This window comes from Pseudomonas sp. FG86 (genome assembly GCF_057808775.1).
Window position 1 is genome coordinate 44,944 of the sequence record NZ_JBMDIS010000028.1, and the last position, 19,083, is coordinate 64,026.

The window sequence follows — 19,083 nt, forward strand, 5'->3', positions numbered from 1 at the left end:
TACCCCAGCAAAGACTTATTGGGCCCGGCCGAGCCAGGCCTGCAATTCAGAAAAATGATCGATCGTCAGCCTGGGCTCATATGGCTGCAACGCCTCGGCAGCCTGGGCGCCATAACTGACCGCCACACTGTCCATGCCAGCGTTGCGCGCCATCATCAGGTCGAAGGAAGCGTCGCCCACCATCAGCGCCTGGCGCGGCGACACGCCGCAATGGGCCAGGATCTGCTCAAGCATCAGGGGATGGGGCTTGCTGGCGGTTTCGTCAGCGGCGCGGGTGATGTCGAAATAATCTTCCCAACCATACGCCTCGAGCACCCGGTCCAACCCGCGACGGGACTTACCGGTGGCGACGGCCAGGTGATAGCCCTCGGCGCGAAAAGCGTCCAGGGACTGCACCACCCCATCAAACAGCGGCGACGGCTCGGCCTCCAGGGCCATGTAGTGATCGACGTAGTGCCCACGGAAAGCGACCAACTCAGCGTCAGCGATGTGCGGGTACAAGGTACGAATCGCCTCCGGCAGGCCGAGGCCGATAATGCCCTTGACCGCGAGGTCAGTGCACGGCTCGAAGCCCGAGCGGTTGGAGGCAATGTGAATGGATTCGACGATCCGGCCAATGGAGTTGGCCAGGGTGCCGTCCCAATCGAAAATCAGCAGCTTGTAATCAAGGTGCGACACTCAAACGCTCCACGGTCTTGGCCCACATGTCATCGACCGGCGCCTGCAGTTTCAATTCACCGCCATCGGGCAGCGGCACGGTGAGCATATAGGCGTGCAGGAACAGGCGCTTGCCGCCCAGCTCCCGGATTTCCTTGGAGAAATCCTCGTCGCCATATTTGGTATCGCCCGCAATGCAGTGGCCCGCATGCAGGGTGTGCACGCGAATCTGGTGGGTACGACCGGTGACGGGCTTGGCTTCGACCAGAGTGGCGAAGTCACCGAAGCGGCGCAGCACCTTGAACAGGGTCAGGGCCTCTTTGCCCTCCTCGTCCACTTCAACCATGCGCTCGCCGGAGCGCAGGTTGCTCTTCTGCAACGGCGCGCGGACGCTCTTGATCGAACTGGCCCAGTTGCCACGCACCAGCGCCATGTAGCGCTTGTCCACGCCATCGCCACGCAGGGCTGTGTGCAGATGGCGCAACATGCTGCGCTTCTTGGCGATCATGAGCAGGCCGGAGGTGTCACGGTCCAGGCGGTGGACCAGCTCCAGCTCCTTGGCATCCGGACGCAGCTGACGAAAGGCTTCGATCACGCCGAAGTTCAGGCCGCTGCCCCCGTGAACCGCAATGCCGCACGGCTTGTTGATCACAATCAGCTTGCTGTCTTCGAAGACAATCGAGGCCTCGAGGCGCTGCAACAGGCCCTGGGCCAATGGCACGGGCTCGTCGCGCTCAGGCACGCGCACCGGCGGCACACGAACGATATCGCCCGCCTGCAGCTTGTACTCGGGCTTGATGCGGCCCTTGTTCACACGCACTTCGCCTTTACGCAAGATGCGGTAAATCAAGGTCTTGGGCACGCCTTTGAGCCTGGCCAGGAGAAAATTGTCGATGCGTTGGCCGGCATATTCCGGCGAGACCTCGAGCAGCTGGACGCTGGGGGTCTGGGGGGCGGTAGTCGTCATGGCGGCGATGATAACAATTTTTTATGGAATTGAAGCACTTAATCATTGCTGCTATAGTCGCGAACGCCGCCAAAAGCGGCCTGGACAGAGGACTAGCGGCAAACTGCCGGCCCTGACCATCGCAATTCATCAGGACGCGAGGCCGTCCTACGGGGCTTTCACCACCTTGGAAGGCCCGAGATTGTAACAAGCGCAGGTGACATGAGGCCTGAAGCGAGTGCAGAAAGCAGAGTGAATACTCGTCTTCTGCGCCGATATTTACGGCCAGTTCACAAAGTGCAGTCAGTCTTGGGACACACCATGGCGAATGCTTCGGAAACAACGCCTGTTAAGAGCTGAGTGAGAGCGCAGTCGCCCACACCTAGTCTTGTTTAGCCATGAGCGTGGACTCCCCATTGGAGAACACGGTAAATGCCAACCCGCTGCGGATTCTGCGCGCGGCAGCACCCGAATTATCAGGGATACGTGTAGGGTGGAGATGCACAACCGTCGGACCGTGTAGCACTAGGCTTATATATAGACGCTTCATCTCGTCCACAGTCGCCGGTTGATTCCTCCTCCTGACCTTAGCTTTTGTTGAAGTGGTGCCTTTGTCACCACCGCTAACAAGCAGGACGCGTCCGTCGCGATACCAGCCCAATTGGCCGGTTATTGCTGGACACTGGAGTGGCCAACCACTCTTGACGCACCTGACACCGACCGTGAGAAGTCGTGTGTGCCGAACGCCGTTTCCGGCAGCCCGGAAACCGACGGTACAACATGAAAAGAATGCTGATTAACGCAACTCAACCCGAAGAGTTGCGTGTTGCACTGGTAGATGGCCAACGCCTCTACGACCTGGACATCGAATCCGGTGCACGCGAGCAAAAGAAGGCCAATATCTATAAAGGCCGTATTACTCGCATCGAACCGAGCCTTGAGGCTGCCTTTGTCGATTTCGGCTCCGAGCGCCACGGCTTCCTGCCCCTCAAAGAAATTTCCCGCGAATACTTCAAGAAATCCCCTGAAGGCCGCGTGAACATCAAGGACGTCCTGAGCGAAGGCCAGGAAGTCATCGTCCAGGTCGAAAAAGAAGAACGTGGCAACAAGGGCGCCGCCCTGACCACCTTCATCAGCCTGGCCGGCCGCTACCTGGTACTGATGCCGAACAACCCACGTGCCGGCGGCATTTCCCGTCGCATCGAAGGCGAAGAGCGCAACGAACTGCGCGAAGCGCTGAACGGCCTGGTTGCACCGGCCGACATGGGCCTGATCGTTCGCACTGCCGGCCTGGGCCGCAGCAGCGAGGAAATGCAGTGGGACCTCGACTACCTGCTGCAACTGTGGACCGCTATCAAAGAAGCGTCCCTGGATCGTTCCGCGCCGTTCCTGATCTACCAGGAAAGCAACGTCATCATCCGCGCTATCCGCGACTACCTGCGCCAGGACATCGGCGAAGTGCTGATCGACAGCGTTGAAGCCCAGGATGAAGCCCTGACTTTCATCCGCCAGGTGATGCCGCAGTACGCCAGCAAGATCAAGCTGTACGAAGACAGCGTTCCGCTGTTCAACCGTTTCCAGATCGAAAGCCAGATCGAGACCGCCTTCCAGCGCGTGGTCGAACTGCCTTCCGGTGGCTCCATCGTGATCGACCCGACCGAAGCCCTGGTGTCCATCGACATCAACTCGGCGCGTGCCACGAAAGGTAGCGACATCGAAGAAACCGCCCTGCAGACCAACCTGGAAGCGGCTGAAGAAATCGCCCGCCAACTGCGCCTGCGTGATATCGGCGGCCTGATCGTGATCGACTTCATCGACATGACCCCAGCCAAGAACCAGCGCGCCGTGGAAGAGAAAGTCCGCGAATGCCTGGAAGCTGACCGTGCCCGCGTGCAAGTCGGCCGCATCTCGCGCTTCGGCCTGCTGGAAATGTCCCGTCAGCGCCTGCGTCCATCCCTGGGCGAGAGCAGCGGCATCGTCTGCCCGCGTTGCAACGGCACCGGCATCATCCGTGACGTTGAATCGCTGTCCCTGGCGATCCTGCGCCTGATCGAAGAAGAAGCGCTGAAAGACCGCACCGCCGAAGTCCGCGCGCAAGTGCCGATCCCGGTGGCCGCGTTCCTGCTCAACGAAAAACGCAACTCGATCACCAAGATCGAACTGCGCACCCGTGCCCGTATCGTGATCCTGCCGAACGATCACCTCGAGACGCCGCACTTCGAAGTGCAGCGCCTGCGTGATGACAGCCCGGAAGCCCACAGCGGCCAGTCCAGCTACGAAATCGCGGCTGCCGCTGCCGAAGTGGAAGAAGTGCAGCCTGCCGCCGCGACCCGCACCCTGGTTCGCCAGGAAGCCGCCGTGAAGACCGCGCCAGCCCGTGCCAATGCACCGGTTCCGGTTGAAGCCGCCGCACCGGTTGCCGCGCCAGCCGCCCTGCCTGAACCAAGCCTGTTCAAGGGCCTGGTGAAGTCGCTGGTCAGCCTGTTCGCCACCAAGGAAGAGCCTGCTGCACCGGTAGTGGTTGAAAAACCAGCCACCGAACGCCCGGCTCGCAACGAAGAGCGTCGCAACGGTCGCCAGCAAAGCCGCAACCGCAATGGTCGTCGTGACGAAGAGCGCAAGCCGCGCGAAGAACGTGCTCCGCGTGAAGAGCGCGCACCACGTGAAGAGCGTGCGCCTCGCGAAGCCCGTGAAGACACTCCGGCCGTAGCCCGTGAAGAACGTGCACCGCGCGAAGAGCGCGCACCGCGTACCCCACGTGCTCCGCGTGAAGATCGCAAGCCACGTGGCGAACGTGAAGAACGTGTGCGCGAACTACGCGAGCCACTGGACGCTGCGCCAGCCGTTGCCGGTGCTGCTGTTGCAGTTGCTGCCTCGACTGAAGAACGCCCGGCTCGCCAACCGCGTGAAGAACGTGCGCCACGTGAAGAACGTCAGCCACGTGCTCCGCGTGAAGAACGTCAACCTCGTGCCGAGCAAGCCCCTGCCGCCAGCGAAGAAGAAGTCCTGACCGGCGAAGAGCAACTGCAGGAAGACGGCCAGGACAACGCCGAAGGCGATCGTCCACGCCGCCGCTCCCGTGGCCAGCGTCGTCGCAGCAACCGTCGCGAGCGTCAACGTGATGCCAACGGCAATGTGATCGAAGGCTCGGAAGAGACCGGCGAGAACGCAGAAGCCGCCACCAGCGAACCCACTGGCACCGAACTGGCTGCCGGCCTGGCCGTAACCGCTGCTGTTGCCAGCTCGGTCATCAGCGCACCTGCTGAAGCCCAGGCTCACGAACAGGCTGAACGCGCCACTGCCGCCGTCGAAGAAACGCATGCGGTAGAAGCGCCTGTCGCTGAAACCCCAGTCGTTGAAGCACCGGTTGTCGAAGCCACCACCCCGATCGAAGCCCCCGTGGTTCCGGAAGTGGAGGTTGCACCGGTTCGTGAAGCCCAGCCGGAAGCCGAAGTTACCACTACCGAGCCTGAAGCGGTTGCTGAGCCTCAGCCAGTGGTTGAAGCCCCGGTTGTCGAAGCAACGGCCCCGGCTGTGCGTGAAGTTCGCGAAGAACAGACCGCGTTCCAGTGGACTGCCGAGCCTGCCGCTCCAGTTGAAGTGCCAACCCCTGCCCCTGTGGTAGAAGAAGCGCCGGCCCCGGTCGCCGAAGTGGTTGAAGCCGCCCCGGTTGTGGTTGCCGAGCCTGCGCCAGTGGTTGAGACGCCAGTGGTTGCCGAAGTCGCCGCGCCGGTGGTTGAAGCTGCCCCAGTGGTCAGCGCACTGACCGAAAACGGCCGTGCGCCGAACGACCCACGTGAAGTGCGTCGTCGCCGCAAGGAAGCTGAAGCCGCCGCTGCTGCCGCAGCCGCTGCCGTACCGGCTGTAGCCGAAGTGGTCGAGGCGCCAGCCCCGGTCGCTGAAACTGTGGTGGAGCACACTGCCCCTATCGTCGACGAGAACCCAGGTTCTGCTGACGAAGTGGTAGAGCATCACCCAAAGGCCTTGGAAGAAGAACACGAGCCTAAACCCTTCGTCTGATTCCATAAGCCAATAAAAAGCCCCGCCTGATCACTCAGGCGGGGCTTTTTTTTATGCGATCGGGTTGTGTCCAGCGAGCCGGCTGCCAGAAGGTCAGGCAGGCACGAAACGTAATGACGGTGGCACATCTACATCCCATAGCACGCCGGGGTCGTCCACGGGCACTTCCCGCACGCTGGCATGCGCAAACAGCGGTCGAGCCCCCCGGTCCCCCGTCAGCGCCATCAACGCTGGCCCGAGCGAACGCCCGAACATGACCGGATGCCCATACTGTCCAGCATGCACCGGCACACTGATACCCTCCGTGTGCGCCACCACCTGCTCAATACTGCTCGGCAGGATAAACGGCATATCCCCCAGCACCACCAACCAACCGTCGCTTGAACGGCTGGCCGCCACCGCCGCCGCAAGGCTGTCGCCCATGCCCGCCGAGCGCAGCAGCACCACTTCGCAGCCGTAGCGCTGTGCCAAACGGATGACTTCAAGCCGATCCGGCGAGGTCACCACACAGCGTTTTGCAACGCTATCAGGCACATTCACCAACACCTGCTCGAATACCGGCCGCGTCACGCCGTCCCGGCCAACGCACTGCGCCAGCAACTTGTCCTGATCAGCGCCGGCCGCAGCGCGAAAACGACTGCCCTGCCCCGCCGCCAGCACAACGGCAGTCACCATCACTCAACCACCGTCGACAGCGGCTTTTTTTGCACGGCCTCCACACCGTTCTTGATCGCGACAATCTCTGCCATCAATGACAACGCGATCTCCGCCGGCGTGTGGCTGCCGATATGCAAACCGATCGGCCCGTGCAGACGCGCAATCGCATCGGCCGACAAACCAAGTGCCGCCAGGTTCTCACGGCGTTTCTGGCTATTGACCCGCGACCCCAGCGCGCCGATATAAAACGCACTGGAGTTCAGCGCCGTCAGCAGCGCCATGTCATCCAGGCGCGGGTCATGGGTCAGGCAGACGATGGCCGTGCGTTCGTCGGTCTGGATGTTCAGCACCGCTTCATCGGGCATACCCGGCACAAAGCGGCCGTGCTGCTCTTCCCAGCCATACACAAATTCATCCCGCGGGTCACAGATCAGCACTTCGAAATCCAGCAACCGCGCCATTTCCGCCACATAACGCGACAGTTGCCCGGCACCGATCAACAGCAGGCGCCAGCGCGGGCCGTAGATGGCGCGCAAACGCTGGCCATCAAAGCTCACCACGTCGGTCTTGTTCGCAGCACTCAGGCTCACAGCCCCCGTGGCCAGCTCCAGTTCGCGGGCGACAATTTCATGGGCCTCGCAGCGCGCCAGCAATTGGGCAACCCACTCCCACTCAATGACCCGCTCCTCGGTCAGGCGCAGGGTGCCGCCACATGGCAAGCCAAAGCGCGCTGCCTCATCCCGGGTCACACCGTAAGTCACCAGTTGCACCGGCGGCCCGTCTTCGGCCAACCGCCCATCCTGCAAGCGCGCAATCAGGTCATCTTCGATGCACCCGCCAGATACCGAGCCAATCACCACGCCATCGCCGCGCAAAGCCAGCATGGCCCCCGGCGGGCGCGGCGCGCTGCCCCAGGTCTGGACCACGCTATACAACACCACCCGTTGCCCGGCGCGACGCCATTCGAGCACGCTCCGCAGGACGTTCAGATCCACACTGTCCATCAGGCCTTCACCTCCTGCCAGCCTTGCAGTTGGTAACGCACCGGCAGTTCGCGGATACGCTTACCCGTCGCGGCAAAGATCGCATTGCACAGCGCCGGCGCAATCGGCGGCACGCCGGGCTCACCGACCCCACCTAATGGCACCTCGCCCTTTGGCGTGACCAGGTGCACGGCAACTTGCCTGGGCGCCAGGGACATGCGCGCCACTTCATACATATGGAAATTGTCCTGCTGGACCTTACCATCCTTGAAGCTGATTTCACCCAGCACGGCATTCCCCAGGCCCATCACACAGGCACCTTCGAACTGCGAGCGGATGCGCTCCGGGTTGATCTGCGGGCCACAGTCCACGGCAATATCGGCCTTGTGCACGATCAGGGTGCCATCACCCTGGACCTCTACCTCGATCACCGCGGCCACATAGGTGACGAAGCTGTAGTGCACCGCCAGCCCCAGACCTCGGCCCTTGGGCAAGGTGCGCCCCCAGCCCGCCGCCTTGGCTGCGGTTTCCAGCACACCACGCAGGCGGGCAGTGTCAATCGGGTAGCGCTCCGGGGATTCGCCGTAGTTCCACTCGTCACTCAGGGTCTTCGGATCGATCTGACGGTCCGGGCCGAGCAACTTGAGTTGGTATTGCAACGGGTCCTGGCCGGCCTTGTGCGCGAGTTCATCGACAAAGCATTGAATCGCAAAACCATGGGGGATGTTCGACACCGAACGGTACCAGCCAACCCGGGTATGGGCCGCCGCCTCTGGGTTTTCCAGGCGTACGTTGGGGATCGCGTAGGCCATGTTGGTAAAGCCCATGCCCAGCTCGAACGCCGCCTCATGGTTCATGCCCGGCGCAAACAGCGCGGTGATACTCGGGGCCACGGTGCGATGCAGCCAAGCGGACGGCAGGCCATCCTTGTTCAGGCCAGCCTTGAGGTATTCAACGGACACGGTGTGGAAATAAGCGTTATGGATGTCATCTTCACGGGTCCATTGCACACGCACGGCCTTGCCGGGGAATGCCTTGGCCAGGATGGCCGCCTCGACGACGAAGTCCGGCTTGGACTTGCGGCCAAAGCCACCGCCAAGCAATGTGACATTGACGGTGACGTTATCGAATGGCAGCCCCAGGCGCTCGGCGATTCGTTCACGGGTCACCTGGGGCGCCTGGCTGGGCGCCCAGGCTTCGCACTGGCCGTTGTCGAAACGAGCGATGGCGACCATCGGCTCCATCGGCGATTGGGCCAGATGGGGCAGGTAATAAGCGGCCTCCAGGGTACTGTCCGACTCGCCAAGGGCCTGATCGAGATTGCCAGTATTGCGCACCACTTTGCCCGGCTTCTGCGCGGCGGCCTCCAGCGTCTTACGGTAGTCGACAGAGTTGTAGCCGGCGTTGACGCCATCGTCCCAGACAATGGTCAACGCTTCACGACCCTTGATCGCCGCCCAGGTGTTGCTGGCGATAACGGCGATCCCACCAAGGGGCTGGAACTCCGAGGGCAGGGGCCGGCTTTCGATTTCCAGGACCTTGACCACGCCCGGCACCTTCAACGCCGCACTGGCATCGAAGGACTTGACCTTGCCGCCGTACACCTTCGGCCGTGCAACGGTGGCGTAGAGCATGCCGTCGAAATGCACGTCAGCGCCGTAGACCGCACGGCCATTGACGATATCGGCACCATCGATGGCCTTGACGCCCTCCTTGCCGATGTAGCGAAATTCCGACGGTTGCTTGAGGCGCAGGCTGTCTCGCGCCGGCACCGCCAATGCACCGGCAGCGGTGGCCAGCTCGCCATAACCCAATTCGCGAGCGCTCGGCTGGTGAATGACTTTGTGCAGTTGTGCCCGGCACTCGCCCACCGGAACGTTCCACTGCTCGGCAGCAGCCTGCTCCAGCATGGCCCGGACACTGGCGCCACAACGGCGCATCGGCTCATACCAATGGCGCATGCTGCGCGAGCCATCGGTGTCTTGGTTGCCGTAACGCACCTCATCACCAGGCGCCTGCTGGACCTTCACATGGGCCCAATCGGCGTCCAGCTCATCGGCAACCACCAGGCTCAGGCTGGTGCGCACGCCCTGGCCCATTTCCGAACGGTTGCAGATCACGGTCACCGTGCCGTCGGTGGCGATACTGACGTAGACCTTGGGATCGTCGATCAGCCCATGGGGCATGGCGTCGCCGCCGTACTTCTTCACCGCGTCGGCGGCGAAGGCATCGGGCAGGCCCCAACTGGCCGCCACCACCAGCGCACCGGTAGCGCCGACCCCTTTGAGGAAGCCGCGACGACTGAGGTTATTGAGAACGAAATCAGCCGGTAATGCGCTCATGCCTTGGCCTCCTGCAGGTGGGTGGCCGCCTGGCGGATCGCGGTCTTGATACGGTTGTAGGTGCCGCAACGGCAGATATTGCCGACCATCGCTTCTTCAATTTGCGCATCGCTGGGGTTGGGATTGGTTTTCAGCAATGCAGTGGCCGACATGATCTGGCCGCCCTGGCAGTAACCGCACTGGGCCACGGCCGTGTCGAGCCAGGCTTGCTGGACCACCTGGCCGATGGGGTCGGTGTGCAGGTTGTCGATGGTGCTGATGGCCTGGCCCTTGACCGCGCCGATCGGGGTAATACAACTGCGGGCCGGCGCGCCGTCGATATGAATGGTGCACGCGCCGCACAGGCCCATGCCGCAGCCGAACTTGGTGCCGTTATAGCCGGCAACGTCGCGGATAGCCCACAACAGCGGCATATCCTCGGTGACGTCCAATGAATGGTCTTGACCGTTGAGTTTGAGGGTAATCATGGGCACGCCCGCATAGTGACTGGGTTATGGGGTCGAGCAATCTGCCCACTTGAAGAAAGCGGAGTCGGTTGACGCAGATGGCTCAGGCTAATCGGGCTCTCTTGTGAAGATAAATCCTCACCGGGCCTTTGATAAACGAGGTTTATGAACGGATAAAAAAACATCCTTAGGGTGCTAAGTTAACTCACCATTAACAAAAAAGCCCGGCTGAGCATTGATGAGCACCACGCCTTGGGCCTGATCGCCAGGCACAAAAAAACCCATCCGAAGATGGGTTTTTCATACCGCGTGTCCGCTTACTTGATAACGGGAGCAGGGCCTTCAGCCACGCCCAGGTCGTCTTCTTCACGGGTGTCGGAGATACCGCGACCACCGGAAGCCAGTTCGACTTGCAGCTTGTCTTCGTCCAACTCCTTGACCCACTTGGCCACGACCAGGGTGGCAACGGCGTTACCGACCAGGTTGGTCAGGGCACGGGCTTCGGACATGAAGCGGTCGATACCCAGGATCAGCGCCAGGCCGGCAACCGGCAGGTGGCCCACGGCAGACAGGGTCGCTGCCAGTACGATGAAGCCGCTACCGGTCACGCCCGCAGCGCCTTTGGAGGACAGCAGCAGCACCAGCAACAGGGTGATCTGGTGGGTGATGTCCATGTGGGTGTCAGTCGCCTGGGCGATGAACACGGCAGCCATGGTCAGGTAGATCGAAGTACCGTCGAGGTTGAACGAGTAACCGGTCGGGATCACCAGGCCAACCACGGATTTCTTCGCGCCCAGGCGTTCCATCTTGATCAGCATGCGTGGCAGTGCGGACTCGGAGGACGAAGTACCCAGGACAATCAGCAGTTCTTCACGGATGTAGCGGATCAGTTTCAGCACGCTGAAACCGTGGGCGCGGCAGATGGCGCCAAGCACCACGACCACGAACAGGACGCAGGTGATGTAGAAGCAGATCATCAGCTGGCCCAGTTGCACCAGCGAACCGACACCGTAAGCACCGATGGTGAACGCCATGGCGCCCAGGGCACCGATTGGCGCGAGCTTCATGATCATGTTGATGATGTTGAACATCACGTGGGCGAAGCGATCGATGAAGTCCAGCACCGGTTTGCCGTAGGCGCCCAGGCGATGCAGGGCGAAACCGAAGATCACCGAGAACATCAGCACTTGCAGGATGTCACCGGTCGCGAACGCGCCGACGATGGTGTTCGGGATCACGTTAAGCAGGAAGCCAACGATGCTCTGGTCTGCACCGGCAGTCACGTAGGCAGCGACTTTCGAAGCGTCCAGGGTGGCCACGTCGATGTGCATGCCGGCGCCCGGCTGCACAACGTTCACGACGACCAGGCCGATCAACAGGGCGATGGTGGAAACGATTTCGAAGTACAGCAGCGCGTAGCCGCCGGTCTTGCCCACCGATTTCATGTTTTGCATGCCAGCGATACCGCTGACAACGGTGCAGAAGATGATCGGGGCGATGACCATTTTGATCAGCTTGATAAAGCCGTCACCCAGTGGCTTGAGGGCCACACCGGTCTGCGGGTAGAAGTGACCGAGCAAAATACCGATAACGATTGCAACGATCACCTGGAAATACAGGGATTTGTACAGTGGCTGACGAGTCGTCATTGCAAAGTTCCTCAATCGTCCCGTGTGGCAAATATCCGCCATTGCCCACGGCACTTGAATTGCGAACCCTCCTGCACTGGAGGGATTTGTTGTTTGCGAGGCCTGTAGGACCAAGCCTGCGCTGTCATCCTTATCGCAAACGCCGTGCCACTTTGCTGAAAATCCCCACAGGCCTTTAGACATCAGGGTCCGAGGGATTCCAGCGTAATCGGGGGCTGGGCCGGAGGTGGCGGATTTCCGCCCACCCGTCCAATCCCGTCCTACAATTTGGCGGATATCCGCCTTGTTGCTCCGTCAGGGGGTGGCTACCATCCGCCACTCCATGGACGAGGCCCCTTCATGCGTGAACGTACCATCGCCAGTCACTACGCCCGAGCCGCCCTCCGCGGTGCGCGTCGGGCCGGTTACGACTACACGGGCCTGTTGCTGCAGGTGGGCATTACCCCGGAACTGCTGAATGAACCTCGCGCCCGCATCGCGCCTGAGCAATTTACCCGGCTGTTGCAAATGCTCTGGCGCGAGCTGGATGACGAATACCTGGGGTTCGCCGAAGGCCCAAGCAAGCGCGGCACCTTCGCCATGATGTGCCATGCCCTGATCCACTGCCGCACCCTGGAGAAGGCTCTGGAACGCGGCTTATTATTTTATAGCCTATTCCCACAAGGTCCGCGTTGGCGGCTGACGCGTGATGGCGAAATGGCGCATTTGAGCCTGGATGATTCCCAGCTCTGGGACCCGGACCACTTCCTCAGCGAATGCCTGTTGGTCATCTGGCATCGCCTGGGCAGTTGGTTGATCGGCCAGCGTATCCGCCTGCACCAGGCCACGTTCAGCTACCCAATGCCGGACCATGCCAGCGAGTACGACCTGCTGTTTCCCTGCCCCCAGGTATTTGGCGCGCCAACCAGCAGCCTGGTATTCCCCGCACGCTATTTGAGCCTGCCGCTGTTGCAGGACGAACGCACGCTCAAGCTTTTTCTCGAGCGCTCCCCGGCTGATTTGCTGTCGCGGCCCGATGAAGGCGACAGTTTGAGCAGCCAGATCCGACGCCTGCTCAGCCGCGACCGCACACCCTGGCCGGATCTGGAAGCCGTCGCCCAGCACCTGCATATCAGCCCGCAGACCTTGCGTCGGCACCTGCGCGAAGAAGGCTGCAGCTTCCAGGCGCTAAAGGATGAGTTACGTCGGGATATCGCCATCTACCACCTGGGACGCGCGGACTTGTCATTACAGGAGATCGCCGAGCAGCTGGGGTTTTCCGAGCCGTCGGCGTTTCATCGGGCGTTCAAGAAGTGGACGGGATTGACACCTGGAGCCTATCGGGCCCAGGAAAGTTAGAAGATTGTTTGTTGTGGCAAGCCCCAATGCCAGTCAGTTAAGGAGGAACACTGCAACGGTGGCGAGCGGGCTTGCCACAACAAGCCCACTCGCCACGGGTTACTGTTTGCCCGTTCTATCTCTTAACTGACTGGCATTAGGGCAAGCCCTACTGCCACAAAGGATGCCTTAACCACGGCTAACCGATCACACGGCCGGAAAGTGAATCCTGAAGGCCGCCCCACCCAGTGTTGAATCCCCCAGGGTCAGGCGCGCGCCGTAGCTTTCGATGATGTCCTTGACCACCGCCAAGCCGATGCCCTGCCCCGGATGCTGACGGTCCAGGCGCTCGCCCCGTTGCAGAATCCGCGCACGCTGGTCCGGCGGTACGCCGGGGCCATCATCTTCGATACACAACTCGGTGCCCTCCAGACTTTCCACCAAACTGATGCGCACCTCGCTCAGGCACAGGCGGTAGGCGTTTTCCAGCAGGTTGCCGAGTAATTCGAGCAACGCGCCCTTTTCAATCGGCACATCGCACTCTGGGGGTAAGTCGAAGGCCACCGTGACCCGCTTGTCGCGGTACACCTTGCCCAGGGTGTCACACAAGCTTTGCACCACCGGTTCCAGACGCACCTGATGGCGCACCAGGCCGCTTTTGCGCAGGCTGGCGCGCTGCAATTGGTAGCTGATCTGCTGGCTCATGCGCTCGATCTGCGATTGCAGGACCCTGGCCTGGTCGCGGTCCTCAGGGCGCTGGGCCATGTCTTCGCTCACGCCCTGCAACACTGCCAACGGGGTTTTCAGGCTGTGGGCCAGGTCGTCAAGGGAGTCGCGGTAGCGGGTGCGTTGTTCTCGTTCGCTGTGCAGCAGGCGGTTGAGGGAGCCCGTCAGGCGCAGCAGTTCGCGGGGGTGTTGTTCACTGAGGCTTTCGCGGGTACCGCCCTCGATCTGGTCCAGCTCCTGGCTCAGGCGCCGCAGGGCTTGCAGGCCCCAGGTCAAGCCCAGCCACAACAAGGTCAACAGCACCAGCAAGGCCGCGCCGAAGCCCAGGTAGAGGTTTTCGCGCAGGCCTTCGAGGGTCAGTTGGTATTCGCGCACCGGTTGCAGGGCGACGATACTGAACGCCGCGCTCTTGCCCCCCAGCAGCTTGACCTCCACGTCATAGACGAAGAACTCCTGGCCATTGGCTTCGCGAATCCGCGCAAATTCATTGCCGCGCCCGTCGTAGCGCGGCTTGTAGTTGATGTTTTCTTCACGGGTCGCGCGCGAGCGCCACACCAGGTGGCCTTCGCGGTCGTAGATATAGCCGAGCAGCCGGCTATCGGTCAGGTTGAAGCGTTCGTCCGGCAACTGCGCGGGCATCAGCAGGCGGTTGTTTTCAACCCGCGCCGCCGAAATCAAGGTGGTCACGTCCGAGGCCAGGCGCTGCTCGATGGAATCCTGCAGCGCCAGGCTGAAGGCGCCCTGCATGGCCGGCAACAACCCCAGCATAAACAGCACGGCCAAGGTCGCGGCCGCCAGCATCAAGCGCACACGTAGCGAGCGAATCAACGGCAACGCTCATTGAACAGGTAACCCAGGCCGCGCACGGTGTCGATCGGCTTGAACCCTGCCGTGCCTTCCAGCTTGCGGCGCAGGCGGCCAACCAGCACTTCGATGACGTTCGGGTCGCGCTCGTCGTCATCGGGGTAGAGCTGCTCCATCAAGCGGTCCTTGGCGACCACTTGTTGATGGTGACGCATCAGGTATTCAAGGATCCGATATTCATAGGCGGTCAGCGCCAACGGCTGCTCATCCAGGGACGCCTGCTTGCGATTGAGGTCCAGCAGCAACGGCCCGGCGACAATGGTCGACTGGGTAAAACCGCTGGAGCGGCGCAACAAGGCGTTCATGCGCGCCTCCAGTTCTTCGAACTGGAAAGGCTTGACCACATAGTCGTCGGCACCAGCCGCCAACCCCTCGACCTTGTCCTGCCAGTTGCCACGGGCGGTCAGGATCAGGATCGGGAAGGTCTTGGCCTGGCTGCGCAGTTGGCGGATCAAATCCAGGCCACCCATGCCAGGCAAGCCGAGGTCGATAATGGCCAGGTCATGGTTGAATTGCCCGGTCTGGTACAAGGCTTCTTCGGCATTGGCCACGGCCTCGACCACATGGCCGCTGTCGGTCAGGCGGGTAAACAGGTGATGACGCAGCAGCGCCTCATCTTCCACCACCAGCAATTTCATAAGGCTCTCCAAGGCAATTCAACTGTCCGACAGGGGGATATCATAGCGGCCCTGCAGGTCTTGCGGGCGCAGTTTAGTGCCATTGTACTCACCAGTCAGACGACCATAGCCGACGCGATAAGCCGCCTGCGGGGTGGCAAGCCCCAGCGACCGGCCCCAAGGGGCGGCCTGAGTGCCTGCATCTTCGAAGCTGACACGATGAATCAGGTTGCTGGATTTCTTGGTTCGCTCGCTACCGAATGCTGCAAAGGCGCTATCGGAGGCCTGGACCCCGGCAGTGGCACTGAGCATGGTCAACGCCAACATCAGCTTCTTGATCGCAGTCATGGTGCTACCTCATACGCGTTTGGGCTGTGGGATCCAGACTACGCAGGCGCCCCTGAACTCCCCCTGAACAGGCTCTGAACCTCACCTGAACCACTGTGGGCTATCCACTGGCGCACCAACTCGGCAAAATACCGCACATGACGCCCCTACCCGCTTGCTGCACCCCACTCGACGCCCATTGGCCGCTGCCCGATCCTTTGCCGGGCACGGTGTTTCTCAGCACGCGCTTCGACCCTGCCTTGTTGGCGCCGGGTGATTTCCAGCGCAGCGCGGTCCCCCCGCCGGCAAGCATCCAGCGCTCAGTGGCCAAGCGCCAGGCGGAGTTTCTCGCCGGCCGACTGTGCGCTCGCGCCGCGCTGCAACACCTTGACCAGCTGGATTGCGTCCCGGCCATCGGCGAAGACCGTGCGCCGGTCTGGCCAGGGCATATCAGTGGCTCCATCACCCACAGCACTGGGCATGCGGCGGCGATTGTCGGCCACAAGGCGCAATGGCGCGGGCTGGGCATGGACCTGGAAAATGTGCTGAGCCTGGAACGGGCAGAGCGCCTGGCCGGGGAAATCCTCACCGTTGATGAGTTGCAGCGCATGGCCGTGCTGCCCCGCGAGCAACATGCGCAGCTGGTCACCTTGACGTTTTCGGCCAAGGAGAGCCTGTTCAAGGCGCTTTATCCGATCGTGCAGAAGCGCTTCTACTTTGAGCATGCCGAGGTGCTGGAGTGGTCGGAGGCCGGGGCTGTACGCTTGCGCCTGTTGACGGACCTGTCCAGTGAGTGGTGCCGCGGCAAGGACCTTACCGCGCAGTTCGTTGTGAATGAGGGGCAGTTGTTGAGCCTGGTTGCCATCGGCGCTTGATAGACCGCCATCGGGAGCAAGCTCCCTCCCACAGGGGAGCGCATTCCAAATGTGGGAGGGTCGGTGCGACGATTCCACGGGCTCCTGATGGCGGGGTCAGGGTTTATCCTGATCCCTGGGCCAACTCAAGCTGAAACACGCCCCACCCAGGTTGTTGCTCTTGCTGATCAACGCCCGACCGCCGTGCCAGTAGATAATCCGCCGGACAATCGACAACCCCAGGCCATGCCCGCCCGATGCACGGGTGCGGCTGTCGTCCAAACGCAGGAAGGGCGTGAAGATGCGCTCCCAGGCGCTTTCCGGCACGCCGGGGCCATCGTCTTCCACATCGATGCGGCAGCGCACCTGGCCGACCTGATAACTGATCAACACCCGCCCCTGAGCATGCCGCATGGCGTTGCTCACCAGGTTTTGCAACGCACGGTGCAAGTAGCGCGGTTCTGCATCGACCCAGGCGTCATCCCAGTGTGCCGATGACAGGCAAATACCCCGAGCCACATTGACCTGCGGACGCAGTGGCGACAATTCGCCGATCACCTGATCGAGCAGCGCATCCAGGTCGACCCGCTGGAAATTCAGCTCCGGCGCGCCCTGCTCCAGACGGGCGTAGGTGAGCATTTCGTCCACCAGGCCATCGAGGTCCTGGATATCGCTGTCCATGCCTTCCATATATTTGCGCCGGGCTTCGGGGCTGGCGGCGTCGCCAATCATCTCCAGGCCGAAGCGCAGGCGCGCCACTGGCGTGCGCAATTCGTGGGACACGGCGCGCACCAGTTCGCGCTGGATCGCCAGCAACTGCTGCAGGTGCTCGGCCATGCCATTGAACGCCGCAGCCAGGCGCCCGACCGAATCGGCACCGCGGGCGGGCACACGCACTTCCAGGTTGCCCTTGGCGATGCGCGTGGCCGCGGCTTCCAGGCCCTTGAGTCGTCGTTCGAGCTGGCGCACCAGTAAATAGACGATCAGGCCGATCAGGGTCAGGCCGATCAGCGCGATCAAGATCAACCACTGCGCCGGGTACGGGTTCATTTGATACAACGGGCCGATTTCGAGCACCCAGGGCGTACCAACCATGCCGGCAAACACCCGGATCGAATCGCCCCCTTTGCCCAGCGCCATTACCGTATCGCCTTCCGCGACCCGGCGACGCTGGTCATCGTCCATATCGGCCTGGTCGAGGTTCATCAGGTGCATCTCAAAGCCAAAGCCCTTGGCTTCCTTTATAGCGGCCAAGCGTTGTGGCTGTTCGGCCACCGGGAAACGCACCAGTTCATCGGCCAGCAGGTAAATCGTCGCGCGCGCCAATTGCTCGCTGATCTGTTGCACTTCGCCGGTCAGTACGAGTGACTCTTGCTCACTGACCAGGCGCAGCACCCGCGCCGCATGCGGGCCGGTCTGCTCCACCAGTACCTGGCCGCGTTGCAGGCGGTTGCGTTGGCTCAAGTCCAGTTGCGCCTCGCTGAGGGTGCGCAGTTCCAGGGGGATGCCTAACAACCGCTCCCACACCGCCAGGGCGCGCTGGCGCTCGATCGGGCTCATGGGTTGCAGGTTGTCGCCCATCAAGGCAAAGGTGCCGTGGGCCAGGCGTTCGCGGTACTGGCCGCTGCGCACTTCATTGAGCAGGTGCAAGGCCAGCACGCCCAGCAGCGCCACCAGGATCAGCGCCGCGCACATGCCGCCATAGATACGCAGGAAGATCGAATTCACAGCGGCATATCGGCGGCGGCTTCAGGAACGAACAGGTAGCCCTTGCTGCGGATGGTCTTGATCAGGCGCGGGTGGATCGGGTCGTCGCCGATTTTCGGGCGAATGCGTGAAATGCGTACATCGATGGAACGGTCCTGGCCGTCATAGCCGATGCCGCGCAGGGCGATGAAGATCTCTTCGCGAGACAGGATACGCCCGGCGTTCGCCACCAGCAGCCAGAGCAAGTCGAACTCGGCGCTGGTCAGCTCGATGCCGCCGTCGTGCAACCAGGCTTCGCGCAGGGCGTTGTCCACCACCAGCGGGCCGAATTGCAGGCGACGCTGGTTTTCCACCACAGCCGGTTCGGCCGGTTCGCTGCGCCGCAGCAGGGCCTGGATGCGCGCGAGCAACAGGCGCGGACGCACGGGTTTACAGACATAGTCGTCGGCGCCCATGTCCAGGCCCATGACCTGGTCCATGTCGTCGGTGCGCGCGGTCAGCATGAGAATCACCCCGTCGTAGCGCTCGCGCACCTTGCGACAAATGCTCAGGCCGTCTTCGCCGGGCAACATCAGGTCGAGGATCACCAGGTCGGGTTGCTCGGCGATGATCCGTGCCGCAGCCTGGGCGCCGTCGCTTTCCACCGACACCCGCAAGCCGTTGCTCTCCAGATAATCGCGGGTCAACTCGGCGAGTCGTTCGTCATCCTCGACGATCAGTATTTGCCAGGCTTCGTGCTCCACGGGTAATCCTCGTTGTTATTAAGGGATTGATTGGCCTGTTCGATCAAAGGTGGGAGCAAGCCCCCTCCCACATGTTGATCTTCGCCAGCCACACCTTATTTGTAATGTTGTGAGGGCATAACAATGATCGATTGTAGCCATGCCCCAACCCTCAAACACAAGCCGGGAAATGCGTTCGGTGATCGAGTTTTTTTGTGATAGGGTTCGCGCCCTCAAAAATCCAATCGC

At 61.9% G+C, this 19,083-nt stretch carries 15 protein-coding genes; 3 read left to right on the forward strand and 12 right to left on the reverse strand.

The features are described 5' to 3' along the window. Positions 1–15: 15 nt before the first annotated feature. Both ACODSV_RS18900 and rluC read right to left on the reverse strand, forming a co-directional pair. Positions 16–678 (reverse strand): HAD-IA family hydrolase, encoded by a 663-nt coding sequence (locus ACODSV_RS18900; protein WP_024076967.1) that lies wholly within the window; start codon positions 676–678, stop codon positions 16–18. Then, a complete protein-coding gene (gene rluC, locus ACODSV_RS18905; protein WP_024076968.1) occupies positions 665–1,624 on the reverse strand; it encodes a 23S rRNA pseudouridine(955/2504/2580) synthase RluC in 960 nt (319 codons plus the stop codon). The genes ACODSV_RS18900 and rluC overlap by 14 nt, the downstream gene beginning before the upstream one ends. 768 nt (positions 1,625–2,392) lie before the next feature. Between rluC and rne the strand changes: the two genes are divergently transcribed. Continuing rightward, positions 2,393–5,623: a ribonuclease E gene (gene rne, locus ACODSV_RS18910; protein ID WP_489046034.1), complete on the forward strand. Its 3,231-nt coding sequence runs from the start codon at positions 2,393–2,395 to the stop codon at positions 5,621–5,623. 93 nt (positions 5,624–5,716) lie between these two features. Here the strand turns inward: rne and ACODSV_RS18915 are convergent, their stop codons facing one another. From ACODSV_RS18915 to ACODSV_RS18935, 5 genes are all read right to left on the reverse strand, one after another. Next, positions 5,717–6,298 (reverse strand): nucleotidyltransferase family protein, encoded by a 582-nt coding sequence (locus ACODSV_RS18915; RefSeq protein ID WP_411741566.1) that lies wholly within the window; start codon positions 6,296–6,298, stop codon positions 5,717–5,719. Beyond that, positions 6,298–7,284: an XdhC family protein gene (locus ACODSV_RS18920; RefSeq protein WP_024076971.1), complete on the reverse strand. Its 987-nt coding sequence runs from the start codon at positions 7,282–7,284 to the stop codon at positions 6,298–6,300. The genes ACODSV_RS18915 and ACODSV_RS18920 overlap by 1 nt, the downstream gene beginning before the upstream one ends. Next, the gene (locus tag ACODSV_RS18925) at positions 7,284–9,605 is read right to left on the reverse strand and encodes a xanthine dehydrogenase family protein molybdopterin-binding subunit (protein WP_069076851.1); all 2,322 of its coding nucleotides are present in this window, start codon (positions 9,603–9,605) and stop codon (positions 7,284–7,286) included. The genes ACODSV_RS18920 and ACODSV_RS18925 overlap by 1 nt, the downstream gene beginning before the upstream one ends. Further along, complete coding sequence (locus tag ACODSV_RS18930) at positions 9,602–10,072, reverse strand: (2Fe-2S)-binding protein (RefSeq protein ID WP_024076973.1); 471 nt, start codon at positions 10,070–10,072, stop codon at positions 9,602–9,604. Before ACODSV_RS18930 ends, ACODSV_RS18925 begins: the two co-directional genes overlap by 4 nt. A gap of 296 nt (positions 10,073–10,368) precedes the next feature. Beyond that, positions 10,369–11,700 carry a dicarboxylate/amino acid:cation symporter gene (locus ACODSV_RS18935; RefSeq protein WP_024076974.1) on the reverse strand — a complete coding sequence of 444 codons (1,332 nt, stop codon included), beginning with the start codon at positions 11,698–11,700 and terminating at the stop codon, positions 10,369–10,371. Between the two features lie 339 nt (positions 11,701–12,039). Here ACODSV_RS18935 and ACODSV_RS18940 point away from each other — a divergent pair, with 339 nt between their 5' ends. Continuing rightward, positions 12,040–13,038, forward strand: coding sequence for an AraC family transcriptional regulator (locus ACODSV_RS18940; protein ID WP_024076975.1), 999 nt, complete (start codon positions 12,040–12,042; stop codon positions 13,036–13,038). A 186-nt stretch (positions 13,039–13,224) separates the two neighbouring features. Here the strand turns inward: ACODSV_RS18940 and ACODSV_RS18945 are convergent, their stop codons facing one another. Genes ACODSV_RS18945 through ACODSV_RS18955 form a run of 3 tightly spaced genes read right to left on the reverse strand, consistent with a single transcriptional unit; the run spans position 13,225 to position 15,572 of the window. Beyond that, positions 13,225–14,571, reverse strand: coding sequence for an ATP-binding protein (locus tag ACODSV_RS18945; RefSeq protein WP_024076976.1), 1,347 nt, complete (start codon positions 14,569–14,571; stop codon positions 13,225–13,227). Then, positions 14,568–15,245, reverse strand: coding sequence for a response regulator (locus ACODSV_RS18950; RefSeq protein ID WP_024076977.1), 678 nt, complete (start codon positions 15,243–15,245; stop codon positions 14,568–14,570). The genes ACODSV_RS18945 and ACODSV_RS18950 overlap by 4 nt, the downstream gene beginning before the upstream one ends. A gap of 18 nt (positions 15,246–15,263) precedes the next feature. Then, positions 15,264–15,572 (reverse strand): hypothetical protein, encoded by a 309-nt coding sequence (locus tag ACODSV_RS18955; RefSeq protein ID WP_102624088.1) that lies wholly within the window; start codon positions 15,570–15,572, stop codon positions 15,264–15,266. Positions 15,573–15,709: 137 nt separating this feature from the next. Between ACODSV_RS18955 and ACODSV_RS18960 the strand changes: the two genes are divergently transcribed. Continuing rightward, complete coding sequence (locus ACODSV_RS18960; RefSeq protein WP_024076979.1) at positions 15,710–16,426, forward strand: 4'-phosphopantetheinyl transferase family protein; 717 nt, start codon at positions 15,710–15,712, stop codon at positions 16,424–16,426. A 96-nt stretch (positions 16,427–16,522) separates the two neighbouring features. On the opposite strand, the gene ACODSV_RS18965 is transcribed toward ACODSV_RS18960, so the two are convergent. Continuing rightward, a complete protein-coding gene (locus ACODSV_RS18965; RefSeq protein ID WP_024076980.1) occupies positions 16,523–18,133 on the reverse strand; it encodes an ATP-binding protein in 1,611 nt (536 codons plus the stop codon). After that, positions 18,130–18,855: a response regulator gene (locus ACODSV_RS18970; protein ID WP_024076981.1), complete on the reverse strand. Its 726-nt coding sequence runs from the start codon at positions 18,853–18,855 to the stop codon at positions 18,130–18,132. The genes ACODSV_RS18965 and ACODSV_RS18970 overlap by 4 nt, the downstream gene beginning before the upstream one ends. Positions 18,856–19,083 lie beyond the last annotated feature (228 nt).

Bases quoted from the DNA above. Each gene is read 5' to 3' on its own strand.
- ACODSV_RS18950 (WP_024076977.1), bottom strand. From the start codon at position 15,245: ATGAAATTGCTGGTGGTGGAAGATGAGGCGCTGCTGCGTCATCACCTG.
- ACODSV_RS18920 (WP_024076971.1), bottom strand. From the start codon at position 7,284: ATGGACAGTGTGGATCTGAACGTCCTGCGGAGCGTGCTCGAATGGCGT.
- ACODSV_RS18930 (WP_024076973.1), bottom strand. From the start codon at position 10,072: ATGATTACCCTCAAACTCAACGGTCAAGACCATTCATTGGACGTCACC.
- ACODSV_RS18960 (WP_024076979.1), top strand. From the start codon at position 15,710: ATGACGCCCCTACCCGCTTGCTGCACCCCACTCGACGCCCATTGGCCG.
- ACODSV_RS18925 (WP_069076851.1), bottom strand. From the start codon at position 9,605: ATGAGCGCATTACCGGCTGATTTCGTTCTCAATAACCTCAGTCGTCGC.
- ACODSV_RS18915 (WP_411741566.1), bottom strand. From the start codon at position 6,298: ATGGTGACTGCCGTTGTGCTGGCGGCGGGGCAGGGCAGTCGTTTTCGC.
- rluC (WP_024076968.1), bottom strand. From the start codon at position 1,624: ATGACGACTACCGCCCCCCAGACCCCCAGCGTCCAGCTGCTCGAGGTC.
- ACODSV_RS18935 (WP_024076974.1), bottom strand. From the start codon at position 11,700: ATGACGACTCGTCAGCCACTGTACAAATCCCTGTATTTCCAGGTGATC.
- ACODSV_RS18955 (WP_102624088.1), bottom strand. From the start codon at position 15,572: ATGACTGCGATCAAGAAGCTGATGTTGGCGTTGACCATGCTCAGTGCC.
- ACODSV_RS18940 (WP_024076975.1), top strand. From the start codon at position 12,040: ATGCGTGAACGTACCATCGCCAGTCACTACGCCCGAGCCGCCCTCCGC.
- rne (WP_489046034.1), top strand. From the start codon at position 2,393: ATGCTGATTAACGCAACTCAACCCGAAGAGTTGCGTGTTGCACTGGTA.